The organism is Nocardia salmonicida (assembly GCF_036142455.1).
In the GTDB taxonomy this organism is placed as follows: domain Bacteria; phylum Actinomycetota; class Actinomycetes; order Mycobacteriales; family Mycobacteriaceae; genus Nocardia; species Nocardia salmonicida.
Map to the genome: position 1 here is coordinate 7,224,357 of NZ_CP108014.1, position 11,955 is coordinate 7,236,311.

13 protein-coding genes are annotated in these 11,955 nt (G+C 67.7%); 4 read left to right on the forward strand and 9 right to left on the reverse strand.

Features of this window, described 5'->3' with window-relative positions:
• Nucleotides 1-29: 29 nt before the first annotated feature.
• The 3 genes from OHS03_RS33655 to OHS03_RS33665 are packed head-to-tail and all read right to left on the reverse strand — an operon-like array spanning nucleotide 30 to nucleotide 2,899.
• Nucleotides 30-836, reverse strand: coding sequence for an ABC transporter ATP-binding protein (locus OHS03_RS33655; RefSeq protein ID WP_328659582.1), 807 nt, complete (start codon nucleotides 834-836; stop codon nucleotides 30-32).
• A gap of 12 nt (nucleotides 837-848) precedes the next feature.
• Complete coding sequence (locus OHS03_RS33660; RefSeq protein ID WP_056817993.1) at nucleotides 849-1,904, reverse strand: FecCD family ABC transporter permease; 1,056 nt, start codon at nucleotides 1,902-1,904, stop codon at nucleotides 849-851.
• A complete protein-coding gene (locus OHS03_RS33665) occupies nucleotides 1,901-2,899 on the reverse strand; it encodes an iron chelate uptake ABC transporter family permease subunit (protein ID WP_328659584.1) in 999 nt (332 codons plus the stop codon). Before OHS03_RS33665 ends, OHS03_RS33660 begins: the two co-directional genes overlap by 4 nt.
• Nucleotides 2,900-3,048: 149 nt before the next feature.
• Between OHS03_RS33665 and OHS03_RS33670 the strand changes: the two genes are divergently transcribed.
• Nucleotides 3,049-3,762 carry a DUF8020 domain-containing protein gene (locus OHS03_RS33670; RefSeq protein WP_056817989.1) on the forward strand — a complete coding sequence of 238 codons (714 nt, stop codon included), beginning with the start codon at nucleotides 3,049-3,051 and terminating at the stop codon, nucleotides 3,760-3,762.
• A 118-nt stretch (nucleotides 3,763-3,880) separates the two neighbouring features.
• Here the strand turns inward: OHS03_RS33670 and OHS03_RS33675 are convergent, their stop codons facing one another.
• Nucleotides 3,881-5,446, reverse strand: a complete 1,566-nt coding sequence (locus OHS03_RS33675; protein WP_328659586.1) for an MFS transporter — start codon at nucleotides 5,444-5,446, stop codon at nucleotides 3,881-3,883.
• Between the two features lie 97 nt (nucleotides 5,447-5,543).
• Here OHS03_RS33675 and OHS03_RS33680 point away from each other — a divergent pair, with 97 nt between their 5' ends.
• Nucleotides 5,544-6,701, forward strand: coding sequence for a DUF5925 domain-containing protein (locus tag OHS03_RS33680; protein WP_328659588.1), 1,158 nt, complete (start codon nucleotides 5,544-5,546; stop codon nucleotides 6,699-6,701).
• Here OHS03_RS33680 and OHS03_RS33685 read toward each other — a convergent pair.
• Genes OHS03_RS33685 through OHS03_RS33695 form a run of 3 tightly spaced genes read right to left on the reverse strand, consistent with a single transcriptional unit; the run spans nucleotide 6,698 to nucleotide 9,174 of the window.
• On the reverse strand, nucleotides 6,698-6,934 hold the full coding sequence (locus OHS03_RS33685; protein ID WP_328659590.1) for a hypothetical protein: 237 nt from the start codon (nucleotides 6,932-6,934) through the stop codon (nucleotides 6,698-6,700). The genes OHS03_RS33680 and OHS03_RS33685 overlap by 4 nt on opposite strands.
• 19 nt (nucleotides 6,935-6,953) lie before the next feature.
• Nucleotides 6,954-8,321: an MFS transporter gene (locus tag OHS03_RS33690; protein WP_328664528.1), complete on the reverse strand. Its 1,368-nt coding sequence runs from the start codon at nucleotides 8,319-8,321 to the stop codon at nucleotides 6,954-6,956.
• A 7-nt stretch (nucleotides 8,322-8,328) separates the two neighbouring features.
• A complete protein-coding gene (locus tag OHS03_RS33695) occupies nucleotides 8,329-9,174 on the reverse strand; it encodes an NAD(P)H-binding protein (RefSeq protein WP_328659592.1) in 846 nt (281 codons plus the stop codon).
• A 94-nt stretch (nucleotides 9,175-9,268) separates the two neighbouring features.
• On the opposite strand from OHS03_RS33695, the gene OHS03_RS33700 reads away from it, so the two are divergent.
• Nucleotides 9,269-10,201 (forward strand): AraC family transcriptional regulator, encoded by a 933-nt coding sequence (locus OHS03_RS33700; RefSeq protein ID WP_328659594.1) that lies wholly within the window; start codon nucleotides 9,269-9,271, stop codon nucleotides 10,199-10,201.
• Between the two features lie 7 nt (nucleotides 10,202-10,208).
• Nucleotides 10,209-10,628 carry an acyl-CoA thioesterase gene (locus tag OHS03_RS33705; protein ID WP_328659596.1) on the forward strand — a complete coding sequence of 140 codons (420 nt, stop codon included), beginning with the start codon at nucleotides 10,209-10,211 and terminating at the stop codon, nucleotides 10,626-10,628.
• A gap of 76 nt (nucleotides 10,629-10,704) precedes the next feature.
• Here the strand turns inward: OHS03_RS33705 and OHS03_RS33710 are convergent, their stop codons facing one another.
• Nucleotides 10,705-10,923 carry a hypothetical protein gene (locus OHS03_RS33710; RefSeq protein WP_056817977.1) on the reverse strand — a complete coding sequence of 73 codons (219 nt, stop codon included), beginning with the start codon at nucleotides 10,921-10,923 and terminating at the stop codon, nucleotides 10,705-10,707.
• A 126-nt stretch (nucleotides 10,924-11,049) separates the two neighbouring features.
• Nucleotides 11,050-11,853, reverse strand: a complete 804-nt coding sequence (locus tag OHS03_RS33715) for an SDR family oxidoreductase (protein ID WP_328659598.1) — start codon at nucleotides 11,851-11,853, stop codon at nucleotides 11,050-11,052.
• Nucleotides 11,854-11,955: the final 102 nt, after the last annotated feature.

Sequence of the window (11,955 nt, forward strand, 5' to 3'; positions counted from 1 at the left end):
CTATGTTCGGCTACCGCATCGCCGCAGGTCTAGCGCACCTTGGCGGCGTCTTCTGCCAGCGGAATTACCAGTGGCGTACCGGTTTCCGGGTCGTCGACGATTCGGCACCGCAACGAGAAGACCTCGTCGACGAGCTCGGCGGTCACGATGTCGGCGGGCGCACCCGTCGCGACCACCCGCCCGTCGCGCATGGCGATGAGGTGATCGGCGTAGCGGAACGCGTGGTTGAGGTCGTGCAGCACGGCCACGACGGTCCGCCCGGATTCGCGGTTCAGTGACCGGCACAGATCCAGAAGCTGGATCTGATAGGCGATATCGAGATAGGTCGTCGGCTCGTCGAGCAGGATCAGCGGGGTGTCCTGAGCGAGCACCATCGCGATCCACACCCGCTGGCGCTGACCGCCCGACAGCTCGTCGACCATCCGTGCCGACAACTCGGTGACACCGGTCGCCGCCATCGCCGACGCGACGGCTTCCTCGTCGGCCTTCGACCACTGCCGCAGCAGCGTCTGATGCGGATAGCGCCCGCGCGCAACGAGATCGGCGACGCGGATGCCGTCCGGCGCGGTCGAAGTCTGCGGCAGCAGACCGATCTGCCGGGCCACCTGCTTGGCCGGGTAGGAGCTGATCGGTTTGTCGTCGAGCAGCACGGTCCCCGACTCGGGGGTCAGCAGCCGGGCCAGTGCGCGCAGCAGGGTGGACTTGCCGCACGCGTTCGGGCCGATGATCACCGTGAACTTGCCGTCCGGGATGTCCACCGACAGTTGGTCGCTGATCGTGGTGTTCTTGTAGCCGAGGCGGACCCGGTCGGCGCGCAGCCGTGAAGTGTCGTTCATCTTTTCGCTTTCCTAGTTCCGTCGCGCCTCGGCGACCAGCAGATACGCCAGGTACAGGCCACCGACCGAGACGGTGACGAGGCCGACCGGCACGGTGGTCGGGGCGAATGCGTGCTGGGCGATCCAGTCGCAGGTGATCAGCAACATCGCTCCCATCGCCGCCGAGGGCGCGAGCGCGATCGACGGTGTGCGAGCCAGCCTGCGCGCCAGATGCGGTGCGGCGAGGGCGACGAACGCGATCGGGCCCGCGACCGCCGTCGCCACCGCGGTGAACGCGACGCTGAGCACGATCAGCCACAGCATCGCCCGGCTGACGTTCAGGCCGAACGCGCGAGCGGTGTCGTCGCCGAGTTCGAGGATCTGCAAGCGGGGGGCAGCCGGGATCAGCGCGATCGCCAGCAGCGCGAGGATCACCACCGCGGGACCCACCTGCGGCCACGAGAGTCCGTTGAGCGTGCCCGCGCCCCAGGCCGCCGCCGACATCGCGGCGTCCAAGTCGGCGCGCAGGATCAGCCAGGTGTTGATCGAGGCGAGCATGGCGCTGACGCCGATGCCGACGATGATCAGCCGGAACCCGGCCACGTTGTGCCGAAACGCGAGTAGATGGATGACCAACGCGGCGCCGAGCCCGCCGATCACCGCACCTGTCGCGGTCTGCAGGTGCCCACCGCCGAGGGTCAGAATGGCGATCAGCGCGCCGGTGTAGGCGCCGGTGTTGAAGCCGACGATGTCCGGGCTGCCCAGCGGATTTCGGGTCACCGACTGGAGGATGGCGCCGCTCACGCCCAGTGCCGCGCCGAGGATCAGGGCGAGCAGGATGCGCGGCAGCCGCCAGTCCCACACCACCAGTCGGTCGAACCGCTCGTCGCCGATCACCAGCGCGCGCAGCACCCGCAGTGGCGGGATCAGGTAGTCGCCGCTGCCGAGTGCCAGCACCGCCGTCACCACCGAAATCGTGAGCAGGACAGCGCAAACCACGAGGGTGCGCACGCCGATGCGGGCGGAGAAACGCGCACCGCGCGGCCGGATCACCAGCATCGCGCGGCCGAAATCGATCGTCGAACTCATGCGGCGGCACCTACTCTTGCGCGACGAGCCAGCCAGATCAGTACCGGCGCCCCGAGGAACGCGGTGACCAGGCCGGCGGGGACTTCATCGGGACGAATGATGAGGCGGCCCACGATGTCGGCCGACAGCACCAGGATCGGCGCCAGCACCAGCGAATAGGCGAAGATCCAGCGCTGGTCGGGTCCGATCAGCCACCGGGCCACATGCGGAACCGCGAGACCGACGAACGCGATCGGGCCCACCGCGGCAGTCGCGGTGCCGCACAGCAACACCACCGCCAGCGCGGTGAACAAGCGTGTGCGCCCCACGTGCACACCCAGCGAGTGCGCAAGATCGTCGCCGAGCGCCACCGCGTTGAGCGAGCGCGCGCACAGCGCCGCGATGATCAGGCCCACCACGATGAACGGGGTCGCGCCGTAGAGGATCTCGAATCCGCGTCCGGTGAGCCCGCCGGAATCCCATTGGCGCATTTCGTCGAAAGCCTTGGGGTGCATCAGGATCAAACCCCTGGTCAAACCGCCGAGAACCGCGGTGGCGGCGACACCTGCCAGCGTCAGACGCACCGGATCGGTGCCGGATCGGCCCGCGGTGCCCACGCGGTAGACGACCACCGACACCAGGGCGGCGCCGAGGAACCCGAACCAGACATACGACGTGATCTCGCTCATGCCGAACATCGCGACGGCGATGGTGATCGCGAAGGCCGCGCCCGCGTTGACGCCGAGCAGGCCGGGGTCGGCCAGCGGGTTGCGGGTCAGGCCCTGCATCAAGCAGCCCGCGACGCCGAGCGCGAGCCCGACGAGGAGTCCGAGCAGCGTGCGTGGCACGCGATACTCGGTGACGGTCACATGATCGGGGGTGGTGCTCGTGCCGAACAGTGCCTGCCAGACTTCGCCGATTGCAATGGCTTTCGTGCCGACCAGCAAGCTGAGAGCACAGACTGCGACCAGCGCGAATGCGGCAAGAAGCCACCCGCACCAACGCGGATTTCTCATCAGGGTTCTCTCTCGCGGCGAAACTGGGTCGTCTTGGAGGTTAGCCTAAGCAAGGTCTTGATAGGTGAGGCTTACCTCGCTATGGTCACATCTCGTTCGGACCACAGCTTGTGCGCCGCGCATCTCATGATGAGGAAAGGTTCACCCCCGTGAAAATCACAAAATTCGCTCTGCTGGCATCCACCGTCAGCGTTGCCCTCGGCATCGCCGCCGGAACCAGCCACGCAGCACCCGCGGCGGATGAGCCGATCAACTACACCTCCACGACCACCGAGACCTCGACGATCATCGGTACGGACGCGGGCTCGATGGTGGTCGAGGACGGCGTATTCAAGATCAAGGCGGCCAACGGCACCACCGTCGCCGGTACCGAATTGTCCTTCCGGGTAGACGAATTCGTCTTCCCGATCGCCGCCGACATCTCCGGCCGCACCGCCACGCTGACCCCGCAGTTCGACCTGGCGCACGCCACCTACAAGCCGGTCGCGCTGCCTTACGAGAACGTGGCTCCGTGGAAGAGCGAGTACGACCGTGAGCAGGCCGCGTGGAGCCGCATGACCGGCACCATCTCCCTGGGCGCCAGCATCGCGACCCTGGTCGGCGGCCTCGGCGGTGGCGCGATCGGTTGTGTTCTCGGCGGCATCGCAGGCGCCACCATCGCCTCGGCCACCATCGTCGGCATGTTCGGTCCGTTCATTCCGGCCGCGGCAGTCGGCTGCATCGCCGGCATCATGGCCATCGGCGCGCTCGGCACCCTGGCGGGCCAGATCTTCATCACCGCTCCCGTCGCGATCATGGCTGCCGTGCAGTACTTCACCACGATCAACTCCCCGATGCCGAACAACCCGGCCCCGGCCAAGTAGGCGAACGACCTCGGCCGAATCGGCCGAACCGAACCTCGCGGAGGGGACAACTCAGCGAGAATCGAATCCCGCCCGGAATCAGCACCGGGCGGGATTCGTTGTGTCCGCACCGCACCGGTCAGTCGGTGTCGGCTACCTTCTCGTTCGGCGCGGGGATCTGGCGCAACAGCGTCATGACCAGCACGGCGGCGACAGCGGTCAGCCCGATGCCGACCACCGAGTTCACTTGCAGCGCATGGGTGTAGGCCTCGCGGGCGATCGTGGTCAGCTCGTCGCCGAAGGGTTCGGGCAGCGCTGACGCGACGTACAGGGCGCCCGCGAGCGTGTCCTCTGCGGTGTGCGTGATCTCCGGCGGAAGTCCGGCGGGCAGTTGCTCTGTCATCTGTCCGCGGTAGACGGCCGTACCGATGCTGCCGATCACCGCGACGCCGAGTGCGGCCGAGAGTTCCTGCCCCGTTTCGGAGATGGCCGAGGCGGCACCGGCGCGTTCCGGGTCCACCGCGCCGACGATCAGGTCGAGGCCGAGTACGAACATCGGGCTCAGGCCGAGCGAGAACACCACCATGCCGGTGACGATCAACGCGAGGTCGTCGCTGCCGGAGAGCTGAGTGAACAGCGCGTACCCGGCCATGGCGATGATCAGACCGCCGGTCATCAGGTAGGCAGGCCGGATCTTGGGCGCGAGCGCGCTCACCACACCGGCCGCCACCACCATCGCGGCCGCCTGCGGCACGGTCCACAATCCGGCCTCGAATGCCGAAAGGCCCAGCACCAGTTGCAGATACTGCGAGAGCAGCAGGAACAGCCCACCCATCGCCAGCATGGCCACCATCAACGCGACCAGCGAGCCGCTGAACCGGACATTGCCGAACAGGTGCAGGTCGATCAGCGGGTTGGTCAGGCGCTTCTGGCGCAGGACGAACACCGTGCCGAGCACCAGACCGGCGACCAGGACGCCGACGGCCTCGATCGACCAGCCGTCCTTGGCGAGCTCCTTGATGCCGTAGATGACACCCATCACCGACAGCAGCGACAGCACCGCGCTGAGAATATCGAGCTTGCCCGGGTTCGGGTCCTTGTACTCGGGCAGTAGGAACGGGCCGGTCGCCAGCAACAACACCATCGCGGGCACCGCGACCAGGAACACTGAACCCCACCAGAAATTCTCGAGCATCGCGCCACCGACGAGCGGTCCGATCACCATGCCGACCATGAAACTGGTCATCCACACGCTGATCGCGGCGGTGCGCTGGCGGTCGTCGTGGAACATGTTGCGGATCAGCGCCAGCGTGGACGGCATCAGCGTCGCGCCCGCGATGCCGAGTAGTGCGCGGGTGCCGATCAGCATGTTCGCGCTGACCGAGTACGCGGCGATCACCGAGGTGATGCCGAAGGCGAGCGCGCCGATCATCAGGAGTTTGCGGCGGCCGATCCGGTCGCCGAGGGTACCCATGGTGATGAGGAAGCCGGCGACGAGGAAGCCGTAGATATCGAGAATCCACAGCAGTTGCGAACTGCTGGGTTCGAGTGCTTCGCTGATGCTGGGGATCGCCAGGTAGAGCACGCTCAAGTCCATCGAGATGAGCAGCGTCGGCAGGGCGAGGACGGCGAGCCCGATCCACTCCTTGACCCCGGCCCTCGTGATGGATTCCGGCGGGGACTGGTCGTGCTGAGTCGACGTCACACTACGACCGTACCGACGGGTACACCTCCGGTGCCAGTGAGTTTTCCGGCCGTGCTCGCGGTAAGTCATTGGACATTTCCGGCGGACGGCCACGAGGATGGGCTCGGTGTCCACACGTAACGAACAGCTCAGGCTCGTCGATTCGCCGCGTCGACCGGAGGATCAGGGGGAGCCGTTTCCGTGGTCGGCGACCATCGACTCCACCTATTCCACCCGCGATGCGATCGACGCGTTGGCCCTTGCCCCGTTCCTGCGCGGCGACCAGCCCTTCGCCCGCCAAGCCCACCTGGACCGAGTGCGTCCCGACGCGCCGCTGCGGCCCGCCGATTCGCGGATCGTGCGCTCGGTCGCCGACGACGACAGCAGTGCGTTGCTCGCGGCCGGTGACGGTTGGGCGCTGCGGGCCGTGCGGTGGGCGAGTGGTTCGGCCACGATCGAAGTGACCGCGGTGAGCGACGAACTCGCCGTCGAAGTGTTGGCCATGGCGACCGAAGGCGCTGCACTGTCACGTGACAGTGAAGCCACGGTCGAGATGGGGTTCTGGCACATGGACGTGCGCCGCCCCGCGCGCAGACGCCGCCAGATCGCCGCACCCGCCTGGTCGGACATTCGCGGGAACTACACCGGTGGGGTAGCCGCGGGCATGGAGCGATTGATGGGGCTCGGCGTCGCCGATATCAAGGGTCGGCTGGTGCTGCTGCACGGTGAGCCCGGCACCGGCAAGACCACCGCGCTGCGTGCGCTGGCGCGGTCGTGGGCGCCGTGGTGTCAGGTCGACTGCGTCGTAGACCCGGAAGAACTGTTCAGCAATCCCGGCTACCTGATGGAAGTCGCGGCGGGTGCCGACGGCGACGACGAGGACGGCCGCTGGCGGCTGCTGGTGCTGGAGGACTGCGACGAACTCATCCGCGGCGAGGCGAAAGAAGCGGCGGGCCAGAAGCTTTCGCGTCTGCTCAATCTCACCGACGGCATGCTCGGTCAGGGCCGCAATGTGTTGATCGCGATCACTACCAACGAAGACCTCTCCCGGCTGCACCCCGCTGTCGTCCGGCCGGGCCGCTGCCTGGCCCAACTCGAGGTGGGTCGGTTGTCGGCAGCCGAAGCCCACGATTGGCTCAGCCGCCAAGACGGTGTTCCGGCCGCACCGAGCTTTCCCGACGGCGCGACCCTCGCCGAGTTGGTCGCCCACCGCGACGGCGGCATCCAGATCCAGTCGACCATCGACCACTCGACCGACGTCGGCATGTACCTCTAACGATCGGCGCCGCGTGCTTCGACGACGTCCCTGGCCTCGACCAACGAGGCGTCCGGCCGCAGTTGTCGATACGCCCTGATCGCCTGGATCTTCTTCCCCTGGCGCACGAGATCATCGACCTCGCCGAGGTCCAGCTCCGATGCGGGGTCGGTGATTCCCAGGTGCCGCATGATCAGATCGAGCTTGCGTTCGATTCTCAGCAGTTTTGCTTCGTGCCTGTCTTGGGCGAACATCCCTCCAGGGTAGGTGACTTCAGCGGCGGACCACCGGAGCGGCGACGGCGCAGGCGAGGGTGAGTACGAGAGGTACGAGTAGCGCCACGGTGAGGGGGATGACGGCGGTGAGCCAGCCGATCATCGCGGGGCCCGCCAGGAGGCCGAGGTATCCGATCGTGAAGACGCGGGACATATCGGTGGCGGCTGTCGTGCCACCGAGATTGCCTGCGGTCGAGAAGATCTGGGGAACGCCGCCGGCGAGGCCGAGCCCGCACATCGCCCAGCCGAGGAGGGTGAGCGGCAGCCAGGGCGAGGCGATGACGAGGGCGAATCCCGCTGCGGCGAGCAAACTTCCGTAGCGGACGATGGCTACCGGGCCGATGGCGCCGCTCACCCGATCGGCGAGGAAGCGTCCGAGGGTCATCGTCGCGGAGAAGGAGCCGAACGCCAGTGCGGCATCGGCATCGGAGACGCCGAGATGTTCGCGGGCCTGCAAGGCGCTCCAATCGCCCGCCACCCCCTCCGCGAGGAGCAGAACGAACGCGATGACGCCGAGCGACACTACCTTTCGTGTGCGTTCGCGACGGGTTCGCGCGTCCGCCTCAGCTCGACCGGACATTGTGTCGAGACCGTGATGGCCGGAGCTGTGGTCGGGTAGTGCAGAAGTACCGGCTCCGCCGAGTGGTTCTTTGTCGAGTGCTGACACAGCAGGGTGAGCGGACGGGCCGTGTGGCGCCTGGCCGTCACCGGGTGCGTCGTAGTGCTCCGCGCGTGAGCTGGTTTCCGGCCGATGGTGGCTGACGAGATGGGGGACCAGCAGCGCGGTGGTGACGAGTCCGGCGATGCCCGCACAGGTCAACGTCACCTGCGGCGACCAACCGGCCCGCTGGGTGGCGGCGCCGACCAGCGAACCCACGAACCCGCCGCCGGAGAACATCGCGTGGAAAGCCGACATGATCGGGCGGCGATAGGCCCGTTCCACGTGCACCGCTTGGGTATTCATCGAGACATCGAGCGCGCCGTTGCCGAAACCGAAGCAGATCAACGCGATCGCCAGACTCGCGGGTCCGGTCGCGAGCGCGGGCCCGAGCACCGTCACCGACACCGCGGACGCGGCCAGCGCGACCAGGGTGCGGCTGCCGAACCGATCGGCCGCTGGCCCGGCCAGCCGCATCCCCACGATCGCGGCACCCGCCAGCAAGAGGACGAACATCCCCAACGTCGAGGCCGACACCCCGGTCCGATCGGTGATCGCCGGAATGTGGACCACCCACATGGCGAGCAGGAACCCGTTCAGCGTGAAGGTCGCGAACACCGCGGCCCTGCCGAGGCGAAGGCGGCGGTCGATCGTCGCTGAACTCACCACTTCGACGGTACCGGGCGTGACCGGACCCCCGTCGAAGATCGCGGTGTTACTGCTGGGGTGTCCAGGCTCCGGTGGCGGCGGTCTCCTTGGCGTAGTCGGTGAAATCGCGGGCTTCGCGGCCGAGGGCGCGGCGGACACCGTCGGCGGTGGGGGTGTTGCGCCCGTCGAGGATGGTGCCGAACAGGTAGTCGAGCAGGCTGATCACGTCGTCGGGGACCTGGTATTCACTCAGGGCCGCAACGAATTCCGGCCGGGACACGGGGATGAAGGCGATCTCGCGACCGGTGGCAGCGGCGATCTCGCCGACCGCGTCGGCGAAGGTCAGGGCGCGTGGGCCGGTGAGCTCGTAGAGCTGACCCTCGTGGCGAGGGTCGGTGAGCGCGGCGGCCGCCACTTCGGCGATGTCGTCGACGTGCACGAACGGCTCCGGCACATCGCCGTTGGGCAGCGCCACCGCACCGGCGAGCACGTCGTCGACGAAGGCGCCTTCGCTGAAATTGTGGGCGAAGAAGGCGCAGCGCACGATCGTCCAGCTCAGACCCGAATCCCGCACGATCTCCTCGCATTCCAGCGCTTCGGGTTCACCGCGACCGGACAGCAGCACCACCGCGCGCACGCCCGCGGATCGGGCGGCGGCGGTGAACGCGCGAATGGTGTCCGGTGCGCCGGGAACAGCCAGATCGGGCTGGAAGGCGAGGTAGACGGAGTCGACGCCGGTGAGCGCGGGTGCCCAGGTCTCGCGGTCGGTCCAGTCGAAGGGGATCGCGGCGGTGCGTGAGCCGTGGCGGACCGGCCGACCGGCGGCTTCGAGGAGCGCCGCCACTCGGCTGCCGGTCTTGCCCGTCGCGCCGGTGATGAGGGAAAGCTGCTGGTGAGAGGCTGTGTTCGTCATGAGATAAGTACACCGCCGCGCGGCTCGCGGCAACATCGTCGTGCCGCTCACGAACATGCGTTGTCGTCTACGCGAAGTCGTCTACTGTGGAAGGGTGGATGCGTTAGCCGGTCTGCTCGAAGGTCCACGCGCCCGCGGCGCGTTCCTCATGTGTTCGCTGCTGAATCCGCCGTGGTCGCTGCGCGTGCAGGATGAAGCCCCGCTCACGGTGCTCGCGATGATCCGCGGAAAGGCTTGGGTCAGTACGGATTCGATGCCGCCGCGGCAACTCGGCGCGGGCGATGTCGCCGTTTTCCGTGGGCCGCAGCCGTATACGGTGGCCGACGATCCGCTGACCGAGCCCCAGATCGTCATCCTTCCGGGACAGGTATCCACGACGCCCGACGGTGAAATCCTGTGCGAGACATTGAGTCTCGGTGTCCGGCAGTGGGGCACCGATCCCGATGGCGAGACGCTGATGGTCACCGGGACCTACGAATCGGCGGGTGCGGTGAGCAGGCGCTTGCTGCGCGCGCTGCCGCAGGTCGCGGTGCTGCCGCGCGGCGAGCTCGATTCTCGACTGCTCGACCTGCTCGTCGACGAGGCGACCAAGGACCTGCCCGCGCAAACCGTCGTCCTGGACCGGCTGCTCGACCTGCTGCTCATCGCCGCCTTGCGCGCCTGGTTCGCCCGCGACGACGCCCCCGCCTGGTACCACGCCTACAGCGACCCGCTGGTCGGCAAGGCCCTGCGGCTGCTGCAGCACAATCCGGCGCATCCGTGGACGGTGGTGGCCCTGGCCGAGGCCGTCGGCATGTCCCGCGCCGCGCTGGCCCGCCGGTTCACCGAGCTGGTCGGGGAACCGCCGATGAGCTTCCTGACCGAATGGCGGCTCTCGCTCGCGGCCGATCTGCTCGCCGAATCCGATGCGACGGTGGAGTCCATCGCCCACCAGGTGGGGTACGGCAGCGCATTCGCGCTCAGCACCGCCTTCAAGCGGCACTTCGGGGTGAGTCCGCGCGACCATCGACAGGGTCGCGCGGCATGATGGCCCGATGAGCTATCCCGTCCTGTGGCCGATGCCGACCCGGTGGGCCGACAACGACCAGTACGGCCACGTGAACAACGTGACCTACTACTCCTACTTCGACACGGCCGTGAACGCCTGGCTGATGCGCGCCACCGGCGCCGACATCACCGCGCTGCCCGCGCTCGGCGTCGTCGCGCAGACTTCGTGCCGGTTCCACGGATCGGTCAGCTTCCCCGACCAGTTGCAGGTGGGGCTGCGGATCGCCCGCCTCGGCAACTCGAGCATCACCTACGATCTGGCGATCTTCCGCGAGGGCGACGCCGGTCTGGAGCTCGCCGCGTCCGGCGAATTCGTCCACGTCTATGTCGACGCCGACACCCGCAAACCGGTCGCGATACCCGAGGTAGTGCGGGCAGCGGCGGCAGAACTCGTCACCGAGGAGTAACTCCTACCTGGCGCTCAGGACGCTATGACCCCCACGTCGGGGCGTCGACTGGTCTGGAGCCCGTCGCGGTATGCGCTCAGGATGCGATGACCCCCACCTCGGGCCATTCGCTGCCGCGGCGGGCGCGCAGGATGATCTGGCCCGCCGGCGAGTAGCCCGGCGGTCCGGGTAGTGCGGCGAAGGTGGTTTTGTCGATCACCACCGACGAGTCGAGTTGTTCTCGGCTCGGTCCCCAGTGGTACTCGACCTCGGTGCGTTCGTCGCGAACCTTCTTGAAATACATCAGGTGTGCCATCGCCGGATCTCCGCGTAGACCTCCGCCGGGCAGCGGATCGTGACCGGCGGCTACCGACCATCGTGGCAGGAATCGAGCGATCTCGCCGCTACCTCGCCGAAATTTTTCTCGCGGACCGACCGGTTCTCATGCTCCGAGCATGGACTGGAATCGGCGCATACCGGAAATCCACCGGTCGTAGTCGGAACCTTTGTTGCGGTACATCTGCAATACCTCGGGGTGCGGCAGGATCAGGAAGTGTTCCGCGGCCATCGCTTCGACGACGGTGTCGGCGACCTCCTCGGGCGAGAGCACCGCGCCCGCCGTCTTCACGGCCTTGATCGCCAGCGCGCCCGCCTCCGGGGCGTCGGGGATGAGGCCACCGGTGAGCAGCTGGGTGTCCACGCCCATCGGACACAGGCAACTCACGCGAATGCCCTTGTCGCCGTAGGTGACCGAGAGCCATTCCGCGAAGCCGACGGCGGCGTGTTTGGTCACCGAGTAAGGGGCGGAACCGATTTGCGTGAGCAGGCCCGCCGCCGACGCGGTGGAGACGAAATAACCGCTGCCGCGCTCGAGCCAGCCGGGAACGAGCAGCTTGGCGGCCCGAACGTGGGCCATCACATTCACCTCGATGGTGCTCGCCCACTGGGCCTCGGTGCTGTCGAGACCGGGTCCGCCGCCGATGCCCGCGTTCGCGAAATACAGGTCCACCGGTCCGAATTCGCGTTCAGCGGTGGCGATCAACTCCGCGACGACCAGCTCATCGGCCACATCGCCACCGACCGCGATCGCCTTGTCGCCGAGTTCGGCCGCTACCTTCGCCGCGCTGTCCGCATCGAGATCGGCGACGACAACCCGCGCGTCACCGGCGACTAGACGATAAGCGAGAGCGGTGCCTATGCCCGCGCCCGCGCCGGTGACGATCGCGACCTTGCCTGCTATCTCCATGCCCACACAGTAGTTTTTGGAGCGCTGGCGCGCTCGAGTTCGCGCCCCCGGCGGTCCCGCCGATCAGGCACCGTTGCTTGCTCCTTCGTCGCAACGGCACCT